General features: G+C 67.2%; 21 protein-coding genes, 1 tRNA gene, 1 pseudogene and 1 riboswitch. Of the genes and pseudogenes, 11 read left to right on the top strand and 12 right to left on the bottom strand.

Translation table 11 applies throughout. The features are described 5' to 3' along the window. The first annotated feature begins 38 nt into the window (after nt 1-38). On the top strand, nt 39-1,049 hold the full coding sequence (locus ACYVGE_RS09785; RefSeq protein ID WP_310054083.1) for a class I fructose-bisphosphate aldolase: 1,011 nt from the start codon (nt 39-41) through the stop codon (nt 1,047-1,049). Between the two features lie 129 nt (nt 1,050-1,178). Here the strand turns inward: ACYVGE_RS09785 and ACYVGE_RS09780 are convergent, their stop codons facing one another. Then, complete coding sequence (locus tag ACYVGE_RS09780) at nt 1,179-1,700, bottom strand: O-acetyl-ADP-ribose deacetylase (RefSeq protein ID WP_460729395.1); 522 nt, start codon at nt 1,698-1,700, stop codon at nt 1,179-1,181. A gap of 120 nt (nt 1,701-1,820) precedes the next feature. Between ACYVGE_RS09780 and ACYVGE_RS09775 the strand changes: the two genes are divergently transcribed. The 3 genes from ACYVGE_RS09775 to ACYVGE_RS09765 all read left to right on the top strand — a co-directional run bounded on the left by ACYVGE_RS09775 (nt 1,821) and on the right by ACYVGE_RS09765 (nt 7,190). Then, entirely contained in the window at nt 1,821-2,948 is a 1,128-nt protein-coding gene (locus ACYVGE_RS09775; RefSeq protein WP_460729393.1) for an efflux RND transporter periplasmic adaptor subunit, read from the top strand. A 3-nt stretch (nt 2,949-2,951) separates the two neighbouring features. Further along, nucleotides 2,952-6,092: an efflux RND transporter permease subunit gene (locus ACYVGE_RS09770; protein WP_460729391.1), complete on the top strand. Its 3,141-nt coding sequence runs from the start codon at nt 2,952-2,954 to the stop codon at nt 6,090-6,092. A 69-nt stretch (nt 6,093-6,161) separates the two neighbouring features. Beyond that, the gene (locus ACYVGE_RS09765; RefSeq protein ID WP_460729389.1) at nt 6,162-7,190 is read left to right on the top strand and encodes a TrmH family RNA methyltransferase; all 1,029 of its coding nucleotides are present in this window, start codon (nt 6,162-6,164) and stop codon (nt 7,188-7,190) included. A 60-nt stretch (nt 7,191-7,250) separates the two neighbouring features. Here the strand turns inward: ACYVGE_RS09765 and ACYVGE_RS09760 are convergent, their stop codons facing one another. The 4 genes from ACYVGE_RS09760 to ACYVGE_RS09745 all read right to left on the bottom strand — a co-directional run bounded on the left by ACYVGE_RS09760 (nt 7,251) and on the right by ACYVGE_RS09745 (nt 10,324). Further along, nucleotides 7,251-8,663 (bottom strand): M28 family peptidase, encoded by a 1,413-nt coding sequence (locus ACYVGE_RS09760; RefSeq protein ID WP_460729387.1) that lies wholly within the window; start codon nt 8,661-8,663, stop codon nt 7,251-7,253. Between the two features lie 150 nt (nt 8,664-8,813). Next, the gene (mscL, locus tag ACYVGE_RS09755) at nt 8,814-9,221 is read right to left on the bottom strand and encodes a large-conductance mechanosensitive channel protein MscL (RefSeq protein WP_460729385.1); all 408 of its coding nucleotides are present in this window, start codon (nt 9,219-9,221) and stop codon (nt 8,814-8,816) included. Between the two features lie 75 nt (nt 9,222-9,296). Further along, the gene (locus ACYVGE_RS09750) at nt 9,297-10,037 is read right to left on the bottom strand and encodes a fumarylacetoacetate hydrolase family protein (RefSeq protein ID WP_460730555.1); all 741 of its coding nucleotides are present in this window, start codon (nt 10,035-10,037) and stop codon (nt 9,297-9,299) included. After that, nucleotides 10,034-10,324 carry a hypothetical protein gene (locus tag ACYVGE_RS09745; RefSeq protein WP_460729383.1) on the bottom strand — a complete coding sequence of 97 codons (291 nt, stop codon included), beginning with the start codon at nt 10,322-10,324 and terminating at the stop codon, nt 10,034-10,036. The genes ACYVGE_RS09750 and ACYVGE_RS09745 overlap by 4 nt, the downstream gene beginning before the upstream one ends. A gap of 107 nt (nt 10,325-10,431) precedes the next feature. Between ACYVGE_RS09745 and ACYVGE_RS09740 the strand changes: the two genes are divergently transcribed. Further along, entirely contained in the window at nt 10,432-10,785 is a 354-nt protein-coding gene (locus tag ACYVGE_RS09740) for a Rieske (2Fe-2S) protein (RefSeq protein WP_460729381.1), read from the top strand. A gap of 12 nt (nt 10,786-10,797) precedes the next feature. On the opposite strand, the gene ACYVGE_RS09735 is transcribed toward ACYVGE_RS09740, so the two are convergent. From ACYVGE_RS09735 to thiS, 4 genes are all read right to left on the bottom strand, one after another. Next, the gene (locus tag ACYVGE_RS09735; RefSeq protein WP_460729379.1) at nt 10,798-12,645 is read right to left on the bottom strand and encodes an SLC13 family permease; all 1,848 of its coding nucleotides are present in this window, start codon (nt 12,643-12,645) and stop codon (nt 10,798-10,800) included. Nucleotides 12,646-12,769: 124 nt separating this feature from the next. Continuing rightward, a complete protein-coding gene (trmB, locus tag ACYVGE_RS09730; RefSeq protein ID WP_460729376.1) occupies nt 12,770-13,495 on the bottom strand; it encodes a tRNA (guanosine(46)-N7)-methyltransferase TrmB in 726 nt (241 codons plus the stop codon). Continuing rightward, nucleotides 13,495-14,301: a thiazole synthase gene (locus ACYVGE_RS09725; RefSeq protein WP_460729375.1), complete on the bottom strand. Its 807-nt coding sequence runs from the start codon at nt 14,299-14,301 to the stop codon at nt 13,495-13,497. The genes trmB and ACYVGE_RS09725 overlap by 1 nt, the downstream gene beginning before the upstream one ends. Before the next feature lie 249 nt (nt 14,302-14,550). After that, a riboswitch (cyclic di-GMP riboswitch) is annotated at nt 14,551-14,638 on the top strand. A gap of 94 nt (nt 14,639-14,732) precedes the next feature. Then, nucleotides 14,733-14,933: a sulfur carrier protein ThiS gene (thiS, locus tag ACYVGE_RS09720; protein ID WP_460729373.1), complete on the bottom strand. Its 201-nt coding sequence runs from the start codon at nt 14,931-14,933 to the stop codon at nt 14,733-14,735. A gap of 166 nt (nt 14,934-15,099) precedes the next feature. Here thiS and ACYVGE_RS09715 point away from each other — a divergent pair, with 166 nt between their 5' ends. The 6 genes and pseudogenes from ACYVGE_RS09715 to ACYVGE_RS09690 all read left to right on the top strand — a co-directional run bounded on the left by ACYVGE_RS09715 (nt 15,100) and on the right by ACYVGE_RS09690 (nt 21,286). Then, a complete protein-coding gene (locus ACYVGE_RS09715) occupies nt 15,100-16,938 on the top strand; it encodes an autotransporter domain-containing protein (protein WP_460729371.1) in 1,839 nt (612 codons plus the stop codon). Nucleotides 16,939-17,057: 119 nt separating this feature from the next. Further along, nucleotides 17,058-17,131, top strand: a tRNA-Gly gene (locus tag ACYVGE_RS09710). A gap of 99 nt (nt 17,132-17,230) precedes the next feature. After that, the gene (locus ACYVGE_RS09705) at nt 17,231-17,767 is read left to right on the top strand and encodes an ATP-dependent zinc protease family protein (protein ID WP_460729369.1); all 537 of its coding nucleotides are present in this window, start codon (nt 17,231-17,233) and stop codon (nt 17,765-17,767) included. Next, a pseudogene (rimK, locus tag ACYVGE_RS09700) lies at nt 17,764-18,621 on the top strand (30S ribosomal protein S6--L-glutamate ligase); the annotation flags it as partial. The gene ACYVGE_RS09705 and the pseudogene rimK, both read left to right, overlap by 4 nt. 510 nt (nt 18,622-19,131) lie before the next feature. Further along, the gene (locus tag ACYVGE_RS09695; RefSeq protein ID WP_310054054.1) at nt 19,132-19,812 is read left to right on the top strand and encodes a response regulator transcription factor; all 681 of its coding nucleotides are present in this window, start codon (nt 19,132-19,134) and stop codon (nt 19,810-19,812) included. Between the two features lie 133 nt (nt 19,813-19,945). After that, on the top strand, nt 19,946-21,286 hold the full coding sequence (locus ACYVGE_RS09690; protein ID WP_460729366.1) for a sensor histidine kinase: 1,341 nt from the start codon (nt 19,946-19,948) through the stop codon (nt 21,284-21,286). Between the two features lie 92 nt (nt 21,287-21,378). Here ACYVGE_RS09690 and ACYVGE_RS09685 read toward each other — a convergent pair whose 3' ends face one another. The 3 genes from ACYVGE_RS09685 to ACYVGE_RS09675 form a co-directional block, all read right to left on the bottom strand. Continuing rightward, nucleotides 21,379-21,528, bottom strand: a complete 150-nt coding sequence (locus ACYVGE_RS09685) for a hypothetical protein (protein ID WP_460729364.1) — start codon at nt 21,526-21,528, stop codon at nt 21,379-21,381. A 141-nt stretch (nt 21,529-21,669) separates the two neighbouring features. Next, on the bottom strand, nt 21,670-22,587 hold the full coding sequence (locus ACYVGE_RS09680) for a branched-chain amino acid transaminase (RefSeq protein WP_460729362.1): 918 nt from the start codon (nt 22,585-22,587) through the stop codon (nt 21,670-21,672). A 170-nt stretch (nt 22,588-22,757) separates the two neighbouring features. Further along, nucleotides 22,758-23,372 (bottom strand): hypothetical protein, encoded by a 615-nt coding sequence (locus ACYVGE_RS09675; RefSeq protein ID WP_460729360.1) that lies wholly within the window; start codon nt 23,370-23,372, stop codon nt 22,758-22,760. Between the last annotated feature and the right edge of the window lie 25 nt (nt 23,373-23,397).

Genomic DNA, 23,397 nt, shown 5'->3' with positions numbered 1-23,397 from the left:
AATTCCGCCTTTCCCCAGGCGCCGCAGGACCCCCTCACATGAGCATCGAACAGCTTGCTGAAATCGCCCAGGCCATGGTCGCCCCAGGCAAGGGCATCATCGCGATCGACGAATCCACCGCCACCTGCGCCAAGCGCTTCGCTGGCGTCGGCGTCGAGAACACGGAAGAGAACCGTCGCCGCTACCGCGAGCTGCTGCTCACCACGCCGAACCTGAGCGACTACATCTCCGGCGCGATCCTGTTCGACGAGACCATCCGTCAGTCCACCAGCGACGGCGTGCCGTTCGCGAAGTACATGATGGACCACGGCATGATCCCGGGCATCAAGGTCGACAAGGGCACGCACAACCTCGCTGGCTGCCCGGGCGAAGTGGTCACCGAAGGCCTCGACGGCCTGCGCGACCGCCTGGCCGAGTACTACAAGCTCGGTGCCCGCTTCGCCAAGTGGCGCGCGGTCATCAACATCGGCGACGACATCCCGTCGGGCACCTGCATCGAAGCCAACGCGCACGCGCTCGCGCGCTACGCCGCGCTGTGCCAGGAGCAGGGCCTGGTGCCGATGGTCGAGCCCGAAATCATCATGGACGGCTCGCACGACATCGACGAATGCTTCCAGGTCACCGAGGTGATGCTGCGTTCGCTGTTCGCCTCGCTGGTCGAGCACAACGTCGTGCTGGAAGGCTGCATCCTCAAGGCCTCGATGGTCGTGCCGGGCACCACCAGCGGCGAGAAGGTCGCGGTCGAGGAAGTCGCCGCCGCCACGCTGCAGTGCCTGAAGTCGACCGTGCCGGCGATCCTGCCGGGCATCGTGTTCCTCTCGGGCGGCCAGTCGGACGAGGACGCCACCGCGCACCTCAACGCCATGAACCAGATGGGCCCGAACCCGTGGCCGCTGTCGTTCTCCTACGGCCGTGCCATGCAGGCCGCCGCGCTCAAGCTGTGGTCGCAGGACCTGGTCGGCAACTTCGCCAAGGCGCAGCAGACCGTGTACGCGCGCGCCAAGGACAATGGCCTGGCGGCGCTGGGCCAGTGGCAGAAGGCGGCGTAAGCCTTTCGCCCCGCGCGATGCGAAAACGCCGGCCTCGTGCCGGCGTTTTTGTTTTGAGGCGCCTTGATCACACGCCGCGACTTCGCGGCGCTGGCGCCGCCTGCAGCCAGCGGTGCGCGATCTTGTGCATCAGCACTCCAGTGCGTTCAGGTAATGCCTTTCCATGCGGGCATCGAAGCAGCACAGCACGATCCGTTGCGGTCGGGCATCCCGCGCCAGCCACGCGCGGATCGCCGCCACCGCCACTTGTGCTGCCTGTGCGGGTGGGTAGCCGAATACGCCGCAGCTGATGGCGGGAAAGGCGATGGATTCGACGAGATGACGTTCCGCGAGCAGCAGCGACTGCCGATAGCAGCTCGCCAGTAGCAAGGCCTCGTCGGCGCCACCGCCGTGCCACACCGGGCCGACGGTATGGATGACGTGGCGGGCGGGCAGGTCGTGGCCGCCGGTGATGCGGGCTTCGCCGGTGGGACAGCGCACATACGGACGAACGAAGGGAATATCGCGACATTCCCGCGCCAGCCCGGGACCGGCCGCGCGGTGGATCGCGCCGTCGACCCCGCCGCCGCCGGCCAGGGCCTGGTTGGCGGCGTTGACGATGGCGTCCACGCGCAAGCGCGTAATGTCGCCCTGGATGACTTCGATCGCCATGGCCGGCGGGAGCCTGCTGAATGCGTCGATTTTGCCGCATCGGGGGGCAACCATCGGGCCATACGTGGGCTCGGGTCCGGCCCGTAGAATCGGCCCCTCCGTTCGCCGCCCCCCTTCTCCATGCCCGCCTTCCTGTCCTCACGCCCGTATCGCGCCCTGGTTGTGCTCGGCCTGGTCAGCCTGGTTGTCGCCTGCGGCAAGAAGGGCGGGGCGGAAGGCGACAAGGGCGGCCAGCCGCCGGCGACCGTGACGACCGCGCAGGTGCAGCCGGTGCGCTGGAGCGATGAGCTCAAGGCGCTGGGCACGGCCAATGCGCGCGAATCGGTGACGATCACCGCCAGCGTCAGCCAGACCATCGCCAGCGTCGAGTTCGACAGCGGCCAGTACGTGAAGAAGGGCCAGCCGCTGGTCACCCTGGTGCAGGGGCAGCAGGCGGCCAACGTCGACCAGGCACAGGCGCAGCTGCGCAACGCCGAGCAGCTCTACGAACGCAGCCGCAAGCTTGCCGACCAGCAGCTGATCGCGCGCTCCGACCTGGACACGCAACGTTCCGCGCTGGAAGCCGCGCGTGCGCAGGTGGCGACGCAGCGCGCCACCGTTGCCGACCGGGTGATCCGCGCGCCGTTCTCCGGCGTGCTGGGGTTGCGCCTGGTCAGCGCCGGGTCGCTGGTCACGCTGGGCACGCCGATCACCACGCTCGACGATGTCTCCCTGATCAAGCTCGACTTCACCTTCCCCGAATCAGCGCTGTCGCAGCTCGCCCTCGGCCAGCGCGTCAATGCGCGCAGCGAGGCATGGCCGGGCGAAACCTTCGTCGGCAGAGTGGCCTCGATCGATTCGCGCGTGGATCCGGTCTCGCGCGCGATCACCGTGCGTGCGGAAATCCCCAACGCCGATGGCCGGCTGCGGCCTGGCATGCTGCTCGACGTCGGCGTCGAGCGCGCCACGCGCGACACCCTCGCGATCCCCGAACTCGCCCTGCAGCAGAACGGCACGGTGGCCAGCGTGTTCCGCGTCGAGCCGGGCAATCAGGTCAAGGAAGTACCGGTGAAGATCGGCTCGCGCCGGTTCGGCGAGGTCGAGGTGGTCTCCGGCCTCAAGCCCGGCGATCGGATCGTGGTCGAAGGCACGGTAAAGCTGCGCGACGGATCGAAGATCAAGGACGTCGGCGCAAAGGCGACCACGGACCAGGACGGCGCGCGATCGGGCGACGGCGCGGACGGCGCCAGGCCCGCGAAGGAAGGCTGAGCCATGCTGCTCTCCGACGTCTCGATCAAGCGTCCCGTCTTCGCGACAGTGATGTCGCTGATCCTGATCGTGCTCGGCGTGGTGTCGTTCACGCGGCTGCCGCTGCGCGAACTGCCCGACGTCGATCCGCCGGTGGTGTCGGTGACCACCACCTACACCGGTGCGTCGGCGGCGGTGGTGGAGAGCCGCATCACCCAGGTGCTGGAAGACGCGATCAGCGGCATCGAGGGCGTGGACCTGATCACCGCCGCCAGCCGCAACGGCCGCTCCGACATCACCATCGAGTTCACGCTGACGCGTGACATCGAGGGCGCCGCCAACGACGTGCGCGACGCGATCAGCCGCGTCAGCAACCGCCTGCCCGAAGACGTCGATCCGCCGCAGGTCGCCAAGCAGGACAGCGACTCCGCGCCGATCATGTTCCTCAACCTCAGCGAACCGAAGCTGAGTGCGCAGGAGCTGACCGACTACGCCGAACGCAACCTGGTCGACCAGTTCTCCGCGATCGACGGCGTGTCCTCGGTGAACGTCGGCGGCGGCCAGCGCTACGCAATGCGCGTGTGGCTGGACGCGAAGGCACTGAGCGCGCGCGGACTGACCCCCGACGACATCGGCACCGCGTTGCGCCGCGAGAACATCGAGTTGCCCGGTGGCAGCATCGAGTCGCAGACGCGCGAGTTCTCGCTGCGGGTCATGCGCGGCTACGAGACGCAGGAGAGCTTCGCCGGCCTCGTGGTCGGCAAGGGCAGAGACGGTCACGTCATCACGCTGGGCGAGGTGGCGAAGGTCGAGCTGGCCACCGAAGAGCGCCGCGCCTACTACCATGGCAACGGCGTGCCCCAGATCGGCCTGGGCATCGTCGCGACGTCCACGGCGAATTCGCTGGAGGTCGCGCAGAAGGTCCGCGCGCTGGTGGACCAGGTGTCGAAGACCTTGCCCAAAGGCATGCAGCTGTCGGTGCCCTATGACACCACCGTGTTCACCGAAGCAGCCGTGCACGAGGTCTACAAGACCCTGGCCGAGGCGATCGTGCTGGTGCTGCTGGTGGTGTTCGTGTTCCTGGGCAGCGCGCGCGCGGCTTTGATTCCGGCGGTGACCGTGCCGGTGTGCATCACCGCCGCGTTCATGGCGCTGTACGCCTGCGGCTTCTCGATCAACCAGCTCACCCTGCTGTCGCTGGTGCTGTCGATCGGCCTGGTGGTGGACGATGCCATCGTCGTGCTGGAGAACTGCCAGCGCCGCACCGACCTCGGCGAACCGCCGCTGCTCGCCGCGACGCGCGGCACGCGCCAGGTCGCTTTCGCGGTGATCGCCACCACGGTGGTACTGATCGCGGTGTTCCTGCCGATCGCCTTCATGGAGGGCAATACCGGCCGCCTGTTCCGCGAGCTGGCGGTCGCGGTCGCCGGTGCGGTCGCCATTTCGGGCTTCGTCGCGCTGACGCTGACGCCGATGATGTGCTCGATCCTGCTGCGCCCGCATACCCACGGCATCGCCGGTAAAAGCCGTGGCTTCAACAACTGGGTGAACGGGCGCCTCGACAAGCTTACGAGCTGGTATCGCGCCCTCGTCGGCAAAGTGGTCGGCCGCGGCTGGCTGCTGGCCGCGGCGATGGTGACGACCTTCGTCGCCAGCGGCCTGCTGTTCAAGCTGGTGCCGTCGGAACTGGCGCCGGCCGAGGATCGAGGCGACTTCAACGTCTCTGTCACCGGACCGGAAGGCGCAGGCTACGACTACATGGTCCGGCAGATGGCCGGAATCGAGAAGCGGCTGCTCGAATACACAGGCGGCGGCAAACCGGTGTCGCGCGTGATCACGCGCGTGCCGGGCGGCTTCGGCGGCCAGAGCAGTGGATTCAATACCGGTCGCGCGACTGTGTTCCTGGAGCCGTGGGACGACCGCGAGGCGACCACGCAGGACGTGATGGACGACGTGCGCAAGGCGATGTCCGGGATCCCCGGAGTACGCATCACCACCGAGGTCCGGCAGGGCTTGGTGCGCGGTTTCGGTCGTCCGGTGCAGTTCGTCCTGCGCGGCCCGACCTACGAGACCGTGGCTCAGTGGCGCAACCGCATGCTGCTGCGGATGGAGGAAAACCCGCGCCTGCTCAACGTCGACTCCGACTACAAGGAAACCCTGCCGCAGATCCGCGTCGACATCGACAAGGCGCGCGCCGCCGACCTTGGCGTGCCGGTGCAGGCGATCGGCAACGCGCTGCAGACCATGCTCGGCTCGCTGCGCGCGGGCACCTATGAGAAGGACGGCGAGGAGTACTACGTCATCATGCAGGCGCCGCTGGAGAGCCGCCGCGACCCGACCGACATCACCGGTCTGTACGTGCGCTCCACCACCACCGGCAAGCTGATACCGCTGTCGAACCTGGTGAAGCTGAGCGAGAACGCCGAGGCGGGCACGTTGAGCCGCTTCAACCGCATGCGCGCGATCACCCTGAGCGCTGGCCTGGCGCCGGGATACACCGTCGGCGAGGCGCTGGAGTACCTGCGCGGCATCGCCGCCGAGGAGCTGCCGCCGGAGGCGCAGGTCGACTACAAGGGCGAATCGCGCGAGTTCATGAAGTCGAGCGGCGCGATCTTCTTCACCTTCGCCATGGCGTTGTTGGTCGTGTTCCTGGTGCTGGCGGCGCAGTTCGAAAGCTTCCTGCATCCGCTGGTGATCATGCTCACCGTGCCGCTGGCGATGCTCGGTGCGCTGCTCGGCCTGACGATCTGGGGCGTCAGCCTGAATCTCTACAGCCAGATCGGCATCGTCATGCTGGTCGGCCTGGCGGCGAAGAACGGCATCCTGATCGTCGAGTTCGCCAACCAGTTGCGCGACGAGGGCCGATCCGTGCGCGAGGCGATCGTCGAAGCGGCGACCGTGCGCCTGCGGCCGATCCTGATGACCTCGGTGGCGATGATCTGTGGTGCGATCCCGCTGATGCTTTCCAGTGGCGCCGGCGCCGCCAGCCGGGCCAGCATCGGCGTGGTGATCGTGTTCGGCGTGGCGTTCTCCACGCTGCTGTCGCTGCTGGTGGTTCCAGCGTTCTATGCGCTGCTCGCGCCGTACACCAGATCGCCGGACGCGGTGGCACACGAGCTGCAGAAGCTGGAAGACGCGACGCCGCAGGCCGGCGGCCACGCCTGAGGCGAGGGCCGGCGGCGGCGCCGCCGGCAAAACCGCGCGTCCCTCCGCCCTGAGGGGTAAGCTTTCGCCATGTCCGATCATCGATCACGTCCGCCGCGCAGGCCCGAAACCGGCGCCGGCCCCTGGAAGTCCGCGCCGTCGCCACCCGCGCGGGAGCGCACGCCGCAACAACACGACGATTCCCGTCCTCGCCCGCCGCGCGGACCTGAAGCGGCGCGCCCGCGTCCGCCGCGCGCGTTCGAGGAGCAGCGTCCGCGCGCGCCTCACCCGCGCGACGTGCCGCATGCGGGCTCGCGCGCCCCGCGTCGCGATGAGCCCTGGGGTGACGCGGCGCCAGACGACGGCGCCCAGCATCCCTCGCGTGCACGCCGCGACGTCGAACTGCGCCTGTATGGCCTCAACGCGGTGCACGCGGTGTTCGCCCGCCGTCCGCAGGCGATCCGCAAGCTGTACCTGATCGAGGCGCGCATTCCGGCGCTGCAGCCGCTGTTGAAGTGGTGCGTCGCCAACCGCGTCGGCTACCGCGTGGTGGAAGAAGAGGACCTCGATCGCCTCGCCGCCAGCACCCACCACGAAGGTGTGGTCGCCGACGTCCTGCGCGAGGAGCTGCACTCGCTGTCGAACTGGCTGCGCGACCTGCCCGAAGGGCCGCAGTGCGCCTTGTGGCTGGACGGCGTCGGCAATCCGCACAACTTCGGCGCCATCCTGCGTTCGGCCGCGCATTTCGGCATCGGCGCGATCCTGCTGCCCAAGCACTCGCCGCTCGCGCTGTCGGGCGCCGCGGCGCGCGTGGCCGAGGGCGGTGCGGAAGTGGTGCCGATGGTGCGGCTGGGCCGCCAGGACAATGCGCTTGCGCAGTTGCGTAGCGCCGGCTTCGTGTTGGCCGCGACGGTGGTGAAGGGCGGCAGCGACGTGTTCGATGTCTCGTTGCCGCAGCGCGCGGTATTCGTACTCGGCAGCGAAGGCGAGGGCATGGATCGCGAACTCGCCGCGGCCTGCGACCTGCGCGTGTCGATTCCCGGCACCGGCGCGGTGGAAAGCCTCAACGTCGCGGCGGCTACCGCCGTGCTGCTGGCGGCCTGGCGCGCGCGTCTGTAGCAGCAGCGCAGATGCAAAAAAGCCCGGGAAATCCCGGGCTTTTTTACTTTGCGCCGCGGGTCATTCCTGCGGCGGCGTGACCTTCTTCGCTTCGCTGCCGAAATCGCCGTCGGCGTTCGCCGCGAGGTAGGCGAACACTGCGTACGCCGCGACGTTCTGCGCCAGCGCCTTGGGATCGATCTTGTCGAGCGTGTCGTCCGGCGTGTGGTGGTAGTCGAAATAGTCGGTGCCGTCCTGTCGCAGCGACGCCCATGCCACGCCCTGCGTTGCGGACGGACCGACGTCCGGGCCCGGGCCGCCTTCGTCCGGCGTATGCGCGATGCCCAGCGGAGCCAGCACGTCGGCGATCTGCTTCACCGCGCCCTGCGCGTACTCCGGCGCGCCGCTACGGAAAGCGTAGACGCGACCGGCGCCGAAATCGCTTTCCGCCGCGATCTGGTGCTTGGCGATGTCGCCGATGTGTTTGGCCGCGTAGGCCTTGCCGCCGTACAGGCCCTGCTCCTCGTTCGCGAAGGCGACGACGCGGATGGTGCGCGCCGGGCGCTGCTTCATCTCGCCGATCAGGGCGCCCGCTGCCATGGTCAGGCCGACGCCCGCGCCATCGTCGATGGCGCCGGTGCCCGGATCCCAGGAATCCAGGTGTCCGCCGATCAGCACGACCTCACCCGGCTTGCTGCGGCCGCGGATCTCGCCGACCACGTTGTACGACGTGGCCTCGCCATCCCAGCCGCAATCCAGCGCGACGCGCACGCGCACCGGGCCGAGCGCGAGCAGGCGTGTGAGCTGTTCGGCATCGGGCGTCGCCAATGCCGCGGCGGGAATTGGCGTCAGGCCTTCGTCGAAGCGGGTGATGCCGGTGTGCGGATTGCGATGCGAATCGGTGCCTGCCGAACGCATCAGGTAGGCCGCGGCACCGGCGCGCACCGCCGCGGACGGGCCGCGACCGCGCACCTTGCTGCCCATGCCATAGCCGGCGCCATCGCGTGCGCGTTCCATGTGGTGGTCGATGAAGGCGATCTTGCCGGCGAGCGAACCCGCGGGCGCGGCTTCCAGCGAGGCGAGGTCGGCGAAGCGCACCACTTCGGCTTCCACGGTGCCGCCCGGGCTGCCGCCGAGCGCGATCAGCGACAGCGGCTGCGCGTGGTCGCCGATGATCGCGGCGTGCTCGCTACGGCGCTCCCACTTGGGGAAATGCACTTCTTCCAGCCAGACCTTGTCGTAGCCCAGTGCCTTGAACTTCGCCTGCGCCCACTGCACGGCGTGCGCATCGGCCTCGCTGCCAGCCAGGCGCGGGCCGACCTCGGTGGTCAGCGATTCGGTGATCTCGTAGCCCAGGTTGCTGGCCAGCGCCTGCTCGCGCAGTTGCGTGGCGGCCGCAATCGCCTTGGCGGGAATGACGGTGGCGCGCGGTCCGGCGTGGAGCGTGCCGGCAACAAGCAGGGAGGAAGCGAGGAACCACGGCACAGCGCGCATCACGACTCCTGGTGCGATAGGAAGGGGCGGAAAAAAGACGAAGCCGCGAGCTTAACCGCCGGCGGCTTCGATACGCTGTGCTCCACGTCAACGCAGGCGTGACAGTTTTTGGCGGCAGCCACGAGCACGGCTCGTGGCTGCGGATGACCTTCAGCGCTTGAGCGAATCGCGGATTTCGCGCAGGAGCAGGACGTCTTCCGGCGTGGCAGCCGGGGCGGCTTCGGCCGGCTTGCGCAGGCGGTTGTAGGCCTTCAGGACCATGAAGATGACGAAGGCGACGATCACGAAGTCGATGACCGTCTGCAGGAACATGCCGTACTTGATCGCGACTTCCGCGGCCACCTGTTTGCCGGTGGCGTCGAGTTGCGCCGGGGTGATCACGTGCTTCCAGTCGGCGACGCTCACGCCGCCGGTGGCCATGCTGATGACCGGCATCACGATGCCGTCGACCATCGCGGTGACGATCTTGCCGAACGCCGCGCCGATGACCACGCCGACCGCGAGGTCGACCACGTTGCCGCGCGCGACGAATTCCTTGAATTCCGCAATCAGACCCATCTTGACCCTCCCGGAATGGATGGCACCAGGTGCCGCGCCCGACTATACCCAAGCGCACCAGGAAGGATGTGGTGCCTAGGCGAGGATGTGGCCCTGCAGCACCACGGCCGCCTGCTGGCGGGCGTCGTCCAGCCGCGCCTCGAACACGTCGCCCGGCTGCAACGGTCCGACCCCGGCGGGCGTACCCATGAAGACGAGGTCGCCGGCGCGCAGGTCGTACAGCTTCGACAACTCGTGGAGGATGTCTGCGACGTTCCAGATCAGGTCGCTGAGCGAACCGTGCTGACGCAGTTCGCCGTTGATGCGCAGGGCGAGCGTATGGCCTTCGAGCGCGCCGAGGTCCGCAGCGGGAACGATCGCGCTGATCGGCGCGGCGTGCTCGAAGGACTTGCTGGTGTCCCATGGCAGGCTCTTGGCCTTGGCCGCGGCCTGCAGGTCGCGACGGGTGAGGTCCAGTCCGACCGCGTAGCCGTACACCAGCGCCATTGCATCCTCGACAGCGACGACGCCTGGACGCGCATCCTGGCCCAGCGCAGCGACGAGTTCGACTTCGTGGTGCAACTCGCGCGTGCCGCGCGGATACCTCACCGCACCGTCGGTGACGATGGCATCGGCGGGTTTGAGGAAGAAGGTGGGATTGCCGCGCTCGGCGGCCGAGGCGGGCGCCGTCGCGCCCATTTCGCGGGCATGGTCGGCGAAGTTGCGGCCGACGCAGTAGATGCGGTGGACGGGGAAGCTGCTGCCTGCGTCGATGCCGGTGCCACGCACCGGAACGCGGGGCTGCGGCGCTGCGGCGACGACGTCGCGCACGGTCAGCGTGGCAGCGAGGCGGGATCGACGACGCGGAATTCGCCGTCGAGCACGCGCGCATCGCGCGTAGCCAGGGCCGGCTTGCCGCGCTGCTTCCACAGCTTGAACAGCAGGCCGGTGGCGATCATGGCCGCACCGACGAACAGGCCGAACATCACCAGCACCGCCAGCAACGCCACGCCGACGATGCCGAGAACCACCCGCAGCACGCGGTGGCGCGGCTTGCGCGGTGCCGAAAACGCATTACGCATGCGCACGTTGAACTGGTCGAAGCGGAAGGCGTGGGCAAACATTCGTCGGACATCCCCGGTGGTGACACAATCCCGGTCGCGGGGACCGGGCGCGCAGTATCGACCGGGCGTCCCGACCGAGTGTGAGAACTCCGTTAAACAATGAGACCGTGGACACACCCAGCCCTTCGACGCGCGTGGCGCTGATCACACTTGACGGCATTGCCGATGGCGGCTTTGCCGAAACCGAGGCCGTGATCGCAGGCGATGCCGAATCCCTGATCCTTTATCGCCAGGGCGAGGCGGTACGCGCGTGGCTCAACATCTGCCCCCATGCGGGGCGTCGCCTCGACTGGGCGCCGGGGCAGTTCCTCAAAAGCAAGGAAGGCCTGCTGGTGTGCGCGGCACACGGCGCGAGTTTCGAACTGGTGCAGGGCGAATGCGTCGGCGGTCCCTGCCGTGGCGAAGCCCTGCGCGTGGTGCCGGTGGAAGTGCGCGACGGCCAGGTGTGGCTGGCGCCATAGCGACGGCGCGGATCAGCGGAACAGCAGTTCCACCATCAACACGATCACGCCGGTGTACAGCAGCGAGAGCGGCGCGCCGATGCGCCACAGCTCTTTGCCGGTGTAGCCCGCGGGTCCCATGATCATCGAGATCACCGGATTCGATGCCGTCATGAAATTGTTCGACGCCGACAGCGCCACGATCAGGGCGAACGCCGTGGGATTCCCTTCCGCGGCCAGCGCGAGGTTGATCGCCAGCGGCACGACAACGATCGTCGCGCCGACATGGCTGATCACCAGCGAGAACGCGGTGGTCAACAGGCCCACGACCAGTTCGAGCAGCCATACCGGCGTGCCGCGCGGCAACTGTTCGAGCGAATGTCCCGCCACCCACGCCGCGGCGCCGCTGGAATCCATGGCCCAGCCCAGCGGGATCAGGCAGGCCATCAGGAACACGGTGCGCCAGTTGATCGCCGCGTAGGCCTCGTCGATGTGCAGCACGCCCGCGATCAGCATGCCGGCGACGCCGGTCATCAGCGCGATCGACACCGGCAGGCGCGAGGACAGCGCCAGCAGCATCGACACGGTGAAGATCGCCAGCGCGATCTTGAGCTTGTGCGGGCGTTGTTCGCCCTTGGGATAGTCGGTGACGACGACCAGGTCCTTGCTCTCGGACGCTTCGGCGAGGTCGGTCCAGATGCTGTGCAGCACCAGCATGTCGCCACTGCGCAGGGTGATGCTGCGCAGGTCTTCGCGCAGGACCTGCTTGTCGCGGTTCACCGCCAGCAGGCTGAGGCCGAGGTTCTTGCGCAGGCCGAGGTCGCCGGCCTTCATGCCCAGGAACTTCGATGTGGGTGGCAACACCGCTTCGGAAATGCCGGCGCGGCTGGGATTGAACAGGTCGGCGAAGTTGCGCAGGCGCGTGCTGAGGCGCAGGAAATGGTTCTGCGCGAAATCGGAAATGCCCTGCTTGTCGCCCATCGCGCCGAGCACGCTGCCGACCCAGATGCGGGCATCGGCGGGCGGGGCGAGGCGGGACTCGTCGCCGGTCTTGAGCGCCAGCAGCAACGGTGCGCCGCGGATGGCTTCGGCTTCGCCGACCGACATGCCCACCAGCGGGCTGTCGGCGCTGACCGTCAGCTCGTACACGTCGCCCTCGATGCCGTAGGTCTTGGCGAAGTAGCTCTGCGTGCGCGCAGGCGTGGCGCCGCCGCCGGTTTCTTCCTTCTCGCGCAGGCGCTTGTCGCCGAAGAAATGGAAGTAGGCCAGCGAGGTCGCCAGCAACGCCACGCCGATCGGCAACGGCGCGAACATCTTCAACGGCTCGATGGTCGCCGCGCCCGAAGGCAGGTTGGCATTGGCGGCGACCAGCAGGTCGTTGAGCAGCATCAGGGGCGAGTTGCCGACCATCGTCAGTGCGCCACCCATGACGATGGCCGCGGCGATCGGCAGCAGCAGGCGCGGCAGCGACACGCCCGTGCGCGAGGACAAGCGCGAGGCGACGGGCATGTACAGCGCCATCACCGACGGGTTCTGCATGAAGGACGAATTCAGGCCGGCGACGGCCGTGGTGAACAGCAGCAGGCGCTGCTCGATGCCGTTGGCACGCCGCAGCAGCCAGGCGGCCAGGCGGTTCAATGCGCCGGTCCGATCCAGGCCGGCACCGAGGATCATCGTCGCGACGATGCTGATGACGGCATTACCGGAGAAGCCGTTGAACAGCAGTTCGGGTTCGACCAGGCCGGACAGGCCGAGCAGCACCAGCACGACCAGCGCGACCACGTCCGCGCGGATCCGTTCGAACAGGAACATCACCATCGTGAACCCCACCAGCCCGAGGACGAGCTTCATGTCGGTGGTGAGCGGGAGGGCGGTGTCCATTCGTCAGGCTGGTCGCTTGAGACTTCTCGTTCGTGAGCGGAGTTTCGATCCGCCGCATTGCTTAGTAGTTCCCAAGGCCATGACGCGCTGCGTTCCTTTTGGGGAAAACAGTGGCCAGGCCGGTCTACGGCTTGTCGTACAGCAGGTCCCACACCCCGTGGCCGAGCTTCTGGCCGCGGGTTTCGAAATGCGTCTGCGGCCGCCACTCCGGTCGCGGCACGCAGCCGCGCTCCCCAGCGCGATTGACGATGCCCGGTGTTGCATCGAGCACGTCCCACATCTGCTCGGCATAGTCGTGCCAATCGGTGGCGAGGTGCAAGCGGCCCCCGGGGGCGATTTTGCCGACGATCAGCTTCGCGAAATCGGGCTGCACCAGGCGCCGCTTGTTGTGGCGCTTCTTGTGCCATGGATCCGGGAAGTAGATGCGGACCTCATCGAGCGAGGCGTCGGCGATCTCATGGGTCAGCACTTCGACCGCGTCGTGGTGGTACAGGCGGACATGGTCGCTGCTGTCCTCCGCGAGTGCGTTGAGCAGGCGGCCCACGCCGGGCGCATGCACTTCGATGCCGATGTAGTTGCGGTCCGGGTCGTGCCGGGCGGCGTAGCGCAGGGCCTCGCCATTGCCGAAGCCGATCTCGACCACGCGTTTCGCGCTGCGGCCGAACGCCGTGTCGAAATCACGCGGCACGCCCGCATAGTCCAGGCCGAAACGCGGCCACAGCTCGTCGAACGCGCGTTGCTGCGCCGGCGTGAAGCGTCCCTGGCGCAGCACGAAGCTGCGGACCTTGCGATGGCCTTCCTCGATGGTGAAGGGCTTGGGCGGGGCCTTGCGGGCGTCCTGCTCAGACATCAGCCGATCAGCCCGTCCAACGGCGACGATGCGCTCGCGTAGCGCTTGCGCGGGATACGCCCGGCCTTGAACGCCGCGCGTCCGGCTTCGACGGCGAGCCGCATCGCATGCGCCATCAGCACCGGATCCCTGGCGCCGGCGATGGCGGTGTTCATCAGCACGCCATCGCAGCCGAGTTCCATCGCGATCGACGCGTCCGATGCCGTACCCACGCCAGCGTCGACGATGATCGGCACCTTCGCGTTTTCGATGATCTCGATCAGGTTGTAGCGGTTCTGCACGCCCAGGCCCGAACCGATCGGCGCGGCCAGCGGCATCACCGCGACGCAGCCGATCTCCTCCAGGCGCCGGCACAGGATCGGGTCGTCGCTGGTGTAGACCATGACGTCGAAGCCGTCCTTCACCAGCGTTTCGGCGGCGGCCAGCGTCTGCACCACGTCGGGGTACAGCGTCTTCTGGTCGCCCAGCACTTCGAGCTTCACCAGGGTGTGGCCGTCGAGCAGTTCGCGGGCGAGGCGGCAGGTACGCACCGCGTCGTCGGCGGTGTAGCAGCCGGCGGTGTTGGGCAGGATGGTGAAGCGGTCCGGCGGCAGCACGTCGAGCAGGTTGGGCTCGCCGGGGTTCTGGCCGATGTTGGTCCGGCGGATGGCCACGGTGATGATCTGCGCGCCGGCGGCATCGCTGGCGCGGCGGGTCTCGTCGAGGTCCTTGAACTTGCCCGTGCCGGTGAGCAGCCGGGAGGAATAAGCCTTGCCGGCGATGATCAATGGATCCGCGGGCGGCGTGAACAGGGCGGGAAGCGTCATCCCGGGATTTTAGCAGTGGTGCTTTGGCAACGGCGCTGGTGATGCCGCTGCGCCGACTGAGCGCGCCGGGCGCTCCGCTCCGCCTACCGTTCGTCGATTGGAGCAGGGATCTGCAGCGAGAGTGGCCGTTCCGACTGCGCGGACGCGTTGGGTTCATGCAGCAGGATGCATCGGGCCCGGCACGGCGAGCGTTCCCCTGCGTCTCCCCCCGGCGAAGAGGTCCCTGCTACGCGCGGTTTACACCGTCGGTATGTACAAGAGCACACCCGGTGCGAGCCGGGGCCGCAAAGCCGAGGATCCGGGCGACTCCCTCCGCCCCGATGGCCGGGTTCCCACTACCGCGGTGTTCACCGCGCGTCTTGACTGGCCCGACTGGCTCTCTCCCCAGCCGGGTTTTTTGTTTCCGGGGTACGCATCGCCGCGACGCCGGTTCAGCCGCCGCCCAGGGCGTGCACGATCTCGATGCGGTCGCCCTCGTGCAGCGCGCGTTCGCCGTGGCGGCTGCGCGGCACGATCTCGCCGTTCACCTCGACCGCGACACGGCGCTCACCGAGTCCTTCGGCCTGCAGCAGCTCGAGCACGGTAATGGGATTGGCGAGGGCGCGTTGCTCGCCGTTCAAAACGATGTCCATGCGGGCATTGTCGCGGCACTCGCGGGCCGGGGCCAGTGTTGTGCGCCATGCCGCAGTGCCCCTTGTGGAGCGCGTCACGGCATGGTTCGATGCGTGCGCCATGCGTGGGCGTATTGCGCCCCGCCAGAAGCCAACCATAAGAAAGTCCACTCTGGGGAGAGAACCGATGAAGAAGCCCGTCCGCCGATTGCTTGCCGCCGCCCTGGCGCTGGCCACGGCTCCAGCGTTTGCAGGAACCTTTTCCAATACGATCTTTTTCGGCGACAGCCTGACCGATTCGGGTTTCTACCGGAACTTCCTCATCCAGCCGTCGCCGCTGGCGCCGCCCAATCCGTCCAACGCCCTGGTCGGCCGCTTCACCACCAATCCTGGCCTGGTGTGGTCCGAGTACCTGGCCAACTACTACGGCACCAACGCGGCACCGGCATGGTCGCTGACCAACACCGGCACGCGCATCCCGGGCACCGGCAGCAATTACGCCGCTGGCGGCGCCACCGTCGTGCCGGGTCCGGGTTTTCCGCCCAGCCCGCCGACAAGCTTCGCCCCCTCGCTGACCACCCAGGTCAATGCCTACCTCGGCGGCGGTGCGGCTGATCCGAATGCGCTGTACACGGTCTGGGGCGGCGCCAACGATCTGTTCTTCACCCTCAACGGCGCCACCACGCCGGCACAGTTCCTCGGTTCGGCGGCGGCACAGGTCGGGCTGGTCGGTGCCTTGGAGAATGCTGGCGCGCGCTATGTCCTCGTGCCGACCATGCCCGACGTCGGCCTGACGCCGTTCGGCCTGTCGCAGGGTGCGGCTGGCTCGGCCGGCATCACCGCACTGGTGAACGGCTACAACCAGACCCTGTTCGGTGGCCTCGCCCAGCAGAACCTGCGCGTGATTCCGCTGGACACCTACCACCTGCTGCACGAAATCAGTGCCGATCCCGGCGCTTACGGTTTCAACAGCGCGACCATCCCCGCCTGCGCCGGTACCTCGCTGACCTGCGTGAGCACCGGCAGCGGCCGTGCCTTCGCCGACGGCGTGCATCCCAGTACCGAAGCCCACCAGATCATCGCGGAGTACGCAGTATCGATCCTCGAGGCCCCGCGCCAGATGGCGCTGCTGCCGAATTCGGCGTCGATGGTGGGCCGCTCGCGCGCCGAACGCGTCGCCGCGCACACCGGCAAGCCGGCCGCGGACGGCATGAAGTGGTGGAGCGACCTGCGCGGCGACTTCCAGCGCTATGACGACGGCGACATCTATGACGGCGCCGGCCCGACGCTGAGCTTCGGCGTCGACTGGAGCAGCGGTGACCTCGTCTACGGCGCGTTCGCCGGCTACGGCCGCCAGTCAGAGGACTTCGGCCACAACGGCGGCAGCTTCGACCAGACCGACCTGAGCCTGGGCGGCTTCATCGGCTGGTACGCCGACAACGGCGCCTGGGCGAATGGCCAGCTGAGTTGGAGCCAGGTCGACTTCGACATCGATCGCAAAGTCACGCTCGGCCAGTCCGTGCGCAAGCACAGCAGTTCGGCCGACGGTGACAACCTCACCGCCGGCGTCAGCGCGGGCTGGGACTTCGGCGATGGCGCGCTGCGCCATGGCCCGGTGCTGAGCCTGCTGGCGCAGCGCATCGAGATCGACGGGTTCAAGGAGAACCACGCCGACCAGTCCACCTCGCTCGCCTATCCGGACCAGAATTTCGATTCGCTGATCGGCAGCGTCGGCTGGCAGGCGACCTACGCCATCAGCGAGCAATTCCAGCCGTATGCGCGCCTGACCGTGGACCGCGAGTTCGAGGACGCGGACGCGGAGGCCCAGGCACAGCTGCAGTCGATGCCTGATACCGCGCCGTACGCCGTGCCCGGCGTGCAGTTCGACCAGGACTACGGCACGCTGACCTTCGGTGCGCGCACCAAGGTCTTCGGGTTGCAAGCCAACATCGGTACCAGCCTGACCGTGGGCCAGAGCAACGCCGACCATGCGACGGTGTTCGCTACGGTCGGCGCGGATTTCTGACGCACATCGATCGATGAACCAGGCGAAGGGCCCCTCGGGGCCCTTTGCTTTTGTGGCCGGGCGGCCCGCCATGCCGCGTTGCCAAGCGCGTAACCCGGGGCATAGACTGCCGTCCGTCAGCGGGTGTAGTTCAATGGTAGAACTTCGGCTTCCCAAGCCGATAGCGTGGGTTCGATTCCCATCACCCGCTCCAGTTCGATGCTCGTGGAGCTTTGCAAACCGCGGCAACAAAACCGTAACGGCAGTCGCGTCACAGTGACTGCCGTTTTTCTTTTTTCCGCAGGTGTTTGGCATGGCACGACATATTCCTCGCGAGCGGATCATGCTCGGCTGGCGCGAGTGGGCCAGCTTGCCGCGGCTGGGCTTGCCCGCCGTGCGATGCAAGATCGACAGCGGTGCGCGCAGCTCGGCGCTGCATGTCGACCGCTATTGGCGGTTCAGCGAACGCGGTGGGCCGTGGGTCGGTTTCCGTCTCAGCAACGACGGCCACGGCGAGGCGACGGTGCAGGCAGCGGCACCCGTGTTCGACGAACGCGACGTCATCGACTCCGGCGGCCATCGCACGCGGCGCATCTTCCTGCGCACGACGCTGGCCCTGGCCGGCGTCGAACGCGAAATCGAAATAAACCTGACCGATCGGCAGGGCATGCTGTTTCCGATGCTGCTCGGCCGCACGGCGATGGCGGGATGGTTCGCGGTGGACCCGGCGCGATCGTTCCTCCATGGGCGACGCGAAGTCGGTACACCGGCCATCGCCCGGCCCGTTTCCCAGTCGCGGGTTTCCGCCATCCATTCACCGATTCGCGCCTCCCATTCCAGGCTCCCATGAAAATCGCGATCCTTTCGCGCAACAGCAAGCTGTACTCCACCCGCCGCCTGGTCGAGGCGGCGCGTGAACGCGGGCACAGCGTGCGTGTGCTCGATCCGCTGCGCTGCTACATGCGTATCGCCAGCGACGGTTTCTCCATGCATTACAAGGGCCGGCAGATCACCGATTACGACGCGGTGATCCCGCGCGTCGGCGCTTCCATCACCCGCTATGGCTCCGTCGTGCTGCGCCAGTTCGAACTGATGGGCACCTACACGCCCAATTCCTCCGACGCGATCCTGAAGGCGCGCGACAAGCTGCGTTGCCACCAGTTGCTTGCGGCCGAAGGCATCGGCATGCCGATCACCGTGTTCGGCGACAACCCCGATGACACCCAGGACCTGCTGGCGATGCTGGGCCCGCCGCCGCACGTCATAAAGCTCAATGAGGGCACGCAGGGCGCGGGCGTGATGCTGACCGAGAAGCCGTCTGCATCGCGCGGCGTGATCGAGGCACTGCGTGGCCTGTACGCCAACTTCCTGGTGCAGGAATTCGTCGCCGAGGCCAAGGGCGCCGACCTGCGCTGCTTCGTGGTCGGCAATTCGGTGGTCGCGGCGATGAAGCGGCAGGCGCCGAAGGGCGACTTCCGCTCCAACCTGCATCGTGGCGGCAGCGCCAAGGGCGTGCGCGTGAGCGCCACCGAACAGGACGTGGCGATTCGCGCAGCGCACGCATTGGGCCTGGGCGTGGCAGGTGTCGATCTCATCCGCTCCAAGCGCGGACCACTGATACTCGAGGTCAATGCTTCGCCTGGCCTGGAAGGCATCGAGGCCGCCAGCGAGGTGGACGTGGCCGGGGCCGTGCTCGACTACGTCGGGGCCCGGTTCAAGCGGGGCGGACCGCGCCACGCGTCCACGGGGCGGGCGCTCCATGAAAAAACCGCCGGTGAAAGTTATCTATTGAAATCAGCAAGTTAATTGTTAAATGCTGATTCTGCGCCGGCGCGGGCGCGGCTAAATAACGAAATTTTACGTGCCCTTTTTAACGGACTTTTAGTCCCGGCAGGCGTAGCCTGCGCAGACCGGAATCCCGCTGCTTCCTCGTCAGTAGTCGGTCGCAGGATGACGGTAATCGGGGCAACACCCTTTTTGACCCGGATGCGGCGGCCCCGCATCCGGGTCTTTCTTTTGGGTGGCTGGGGACACGTCGCGCACGGTCACAAGACCATCGCGAACAGATTTGTTAAAACAAATTTGTTAAAACGGATTTGTTAAAACAGATTTGTTAATTTCAACTCCTTGACGCTCCGGTCGCGCGCCACGCGCCTCCGGAACCCGGCAGCGGCCGCACGGTCGAAGCCTTACCTGAAGGAACGGATGGTCCCAATGCGCATCCTCGTCATCGAAGATCACCAGGACATCGCCGCCAACCTTGGCGACTTTCTCGAGGAACGCGGGCACACCGTGGACTTCGCCGCGGACGGCATCACCGGGCTGCACCTGGCAGTAGTGCACGAATTCGACGCGATCGTGCTCGATCTCAACCTGCCGGGCCTCGATGGCCTCGAGGTCTGTCGCAAGCTGCGCAACGAAGCGCGCAAGCAGACGCCCGTGCTGGTACTGACCGCGCGCGATTCCCTCGACAACAAGCTGGCCGGCTTCGACAGCGGCGCCGACGATTACCTGATCAAGCCGTTCGCGCTGCAGGAAGTCGAAGTCCGGCTGAATGCACTCGCGCGGCGCGGTCGCGGCGTGCAGACCCGCGTGCTCAACGTCGCCGACCTCGAATACAACCTGGATACGCTGGAAGTGCGTCGCGTGGGCAAGCTCCTGCAACTCAATCCGACCGCGCTGAAGATCCTGCAGGCACTGATGGAAGCCTCGCCGGCGGTGGTCACGCGGCAGGAACTGGAAACCCGGGTGTGGGGCGAGGAGCTGCCGGATTCGGATTCCCTGCGCGTGCATATCCACGGCCTGCGCGCGGTCGTCGACAAGCCGTTCGATATTCCGCTGATCCAGACCCGCCATGGCATTGGCTATCGCATCGCACCGCCGGAAAACGCTTGAACCCCGGCGCTGCCGTGCGCGGGCATGAGGGAGCAATGGGGACGTAATCGCGAAGCGCAGTGATTCCTGAAATCCCGCCGGTGGCGCCACCGGCGTGCCGCGCGCTCCCCGCGCTCCCGACCCTTGCCTGACCATGCCCATCGAACCCGGCCCCGTCCGCAAAGCCAAGACCCGCTACCGGCGCCAGCTGCGCAGCCGCATCATCCTGGCCTTCGTGTTGCTGGGCTTCGGCCTGACCGCGCTGTTTGCGTACGCGACCAACTGGACGCGGTCGCGCGTCGAGAATGCGCTGGTCGAGGACGTGATGAACCGCAACATCGACGAGTACGCGCGGCGGTTCTATTCGGATCCCAATCGCAATCCGGAGGTGCCGATCCAGCAGATCAGAGCCTACGTCTTTTCCCCGGAAAGCGAGAGATTGCGGAGGGATTTCCCGGAGTGGGGCCGTCTGCCCGATGGAATCCAGAACATCTCTGGTACCAATCGAGATGGAACACCATTCGTCTACAAGCTGGCGGTCCGCAAGACCCCGAACGAGTGGTTCTTCCTCGCTTACGACATGACCCAGACTATGCGCGGGGAGGAACAGTTCAATCGCGCCATCTACATCTCGGTGGTGGTGTTCACCCTGCTGTCGCTCGTCGTCGGGCTGTGGGCCGCGTCGCGCGTGATGAGCCCGGTCACCGAGCTCGCCACCCGCCTGAAGCAGTCCGGCAGCAGCGCCGAACCGGAAGCGCTGGCCTCGCACTTCCCCGATGACGAAGTCGGCCAGCTCGCCGAGGCGCTCGACGACTATGCCGAACGCCTCACCCACGTCGTCCAGCGCGACCGGGAGTTCAATGCCGACGTCAGCCATGAACTGCGCACGCCCTTGGCCGTGATCCGCGGCGCGGTGGAACTGTTGCTGTCGAAGCCGGATCTGGAGGAACGCACCCGCGCGCGCCTGCAGCGCATCCAGCGCGCCGAGCAGCAGTGCACCGACCTGATCAGCGCGTTGTTGCTGCTCTCGCGCAACGAACGCGGCCACGGCGCGACCGATGTCGCCAAGGTGGCCGAGCAGCTGCTGGATGCGCATCGGGCGCAGTTGGGCGGCAAGCCGCTTCAACTGCTGCTGGAAGGTCCACGCGGGCTGGTGGTGGATGCGCCGGAGTCCGCCGTGTCGGTGGCGCTGGGCAACCTCATCGGCAATGCGGTGAAGTACACGCCCCAGGGCCAGGTCGTCGTACGCATGCATCCAAAGGCTGTGGAAGTGATCGACTCCGGCCCGGGGCTGAGCGCGGAAGATGCTGCCAAATTGTTCGAACGCGGCTATCGCGGCACACATGCCGGTCATTCGCAGGGCGGCGGTATTGGCCTATCGATCGTCCGGCGTCTGTGCGATCTGTACGATTGGGAAGTACGAGTGCTGCCGGGCGGCGCGAAAGGTGTCGTAGCTATCCTTACCTTCGGTCGCGAACCACGCGCGATCCTCTGATCGCTGCCGACCGCTAAGCAACTTTGCTGCATGGACGGCGAAAATCGCCGTCCATGGCAGTGACTCCTGATCTGACGATCAGGAGGCGCATCTCAGATCGGCTGCTTCGGTGGCTGGGAGAACGGGTTATAGGTGCTCTGGTGCCCGGGACAATGACTACCTCCGGTATACAGATCCCACAGGTCCGACCAGAAGCCGGCGCCATTAACGTTTTCGATTTCGGAATCGGTGAGCTCACGCATCGTCATAGTTCCTTTATGCCTTGACTGTATGGATGCTTAGTCCGTTTTCGGACGCTTCGAATCATGCATACGTCGCAACGAAGCCCGCCTCATCAAATTTGACGATGCAAAACCGAAAATCTTGCATAAGCCACTGAAGAGTTACAGCGGCTCCAGCCAGCCGTGCTTGTCCGGCGTCCGGCCGTCGAACAGGCCGAAGAACAGGTCCTGGATCCGGCGCGTGACCGAGCCCGGCTTGCCGGTGCCGACTTGGCGGCCATCTACCGAGCGGATCGGGGTGATCTCCGCGGCGGTGCCGCACATGAAGAGTTCGTCGCACAGGTACAGGTACTCGCGCGGCAGGTCGCGTTCGACCACTTCGATGCCGTTGGCGCGGGCCAGGGTGATGATGGTGTTGCGGGTCAGGCCATTGAGCAGCGCGGCGCTGACCGGCGAGGTGTGCAGCACGCCGTCGAACACCAGGAACAGGTTTTCGCCCGCGCCTTCGCTGAGCAGGCCGGTGGAGGCCAGGGCGATGCCTTCGCCGAAGCCGAGCCGGCGTGCCTCGCGCGCGACCAGTTGCCCGGACAGGTAGTTGCCGCCGGCCTTGGCGCCGGCCGGGATGGTGTTCGGGGCGAAGCGCTGCCAGCTCGACACGCAGGCGTCGATGCCCTCGTCGACCACGCTGGCACCGAGATACTGGCCCATCTTCCACGTCGCCACCGCCACTTCGACCGGCGTGTCGGCGGACAGGCCGAAGCCGCCCAGGCCGCGGTACGCGACCGGACGCAGGTAATCGGTGGTGTTCTCGTTCGCCTTCAACACTTCGCGGCAGGCGGCATTGATCTGTTCCAGCGAGTACGGAATCGCCATGTCGTAGATCTTGGCCGACGCGAACAGGCGCTTGTTGTGGTCGGTGAGGCGGAAGATCACCGGTCCGCTGGGCGTCTGGTAGCTGCGGATGCCCTCGAACACGGACGAGCCGTAATGCACGACGTGCGCCATGACGTGCGTGGTGGCCTCGGCCCAGCGCTTGATCGCGCCGTTGTGCCAGATCCATTCGGGGTAGTGCATGGCCATTCGGGTTCTCGGTGGGGACAAAGACTGCGTAGTTTAACGCCCCGCCCATGGCGGCACTGAACCCCGGGGATGGGGGGTATGAAAAAGGCCGAGTGGTCTCCCGCGCGGCCCTGGATCACGGGTGGGTCGTTGAGCGGAAGCCGGCGACCGTGGCCTATTCCGGTACGGCCTCAGAACCGCAGCCACCAGCAGCCGAAGTAATGGGTCAGCCCGAACACCGTGCGCGCCGGCGTCGCGCTGTGGTCCAGGGTCTGCTCCACGCGCAGGGCGACCGGGTTGCGGCCCACGGCGGTCTGCGGGTACAGCTCGGCATCCACAGGTTTGGCCGGCGCGGCGGTGCCGGCATCGTTGCTGGCATCGTTGCTGGTGCCTTCACTGCCGGCGTCGGGGCGGTTAGGCATCACCGGCACGATGTCCACCAGCGGCCGGTTCGCCACCACATCCAGTCGCGTCCAGATGCGATAGCCCTCATCCGCGGAGGTGCCGGGCCAGTGATACACCCCGGCGAGACGGTTGGCGTCGCGGGTTTCGATGGCGCCGTTCACTTCGAAGACCAGGTCCTGCAGCGTGCGTGCGCAGCCGCCGACGCGGCGCACCGCCGCGGCGGGCGGCGCTTCGACATGGGCCGGGCGCTCGACCGCATCCACTTCGCTGCACATGCGGTCGGTGAAGATGGTCTGGCCGCTGGCGGTCACGCAGCGACGCACGTCGGCACGCGCCACCTGCGGCCACAGTGCCGCGAGCGTGCAGGCCAGGACGAGAAGCGGGAGCGGGCGAAGCAACATGTCCCGCAGCCTAGCGCCGGGGTCC

The organism is Lysobacter rhizosphaerae (assembly GCF_054779795.1).
The sequence above is the reverse complement of the archived record's forward strand: the minus strand, read 5'-3'. Positions and strand labels throughout refer to the sequence as shown.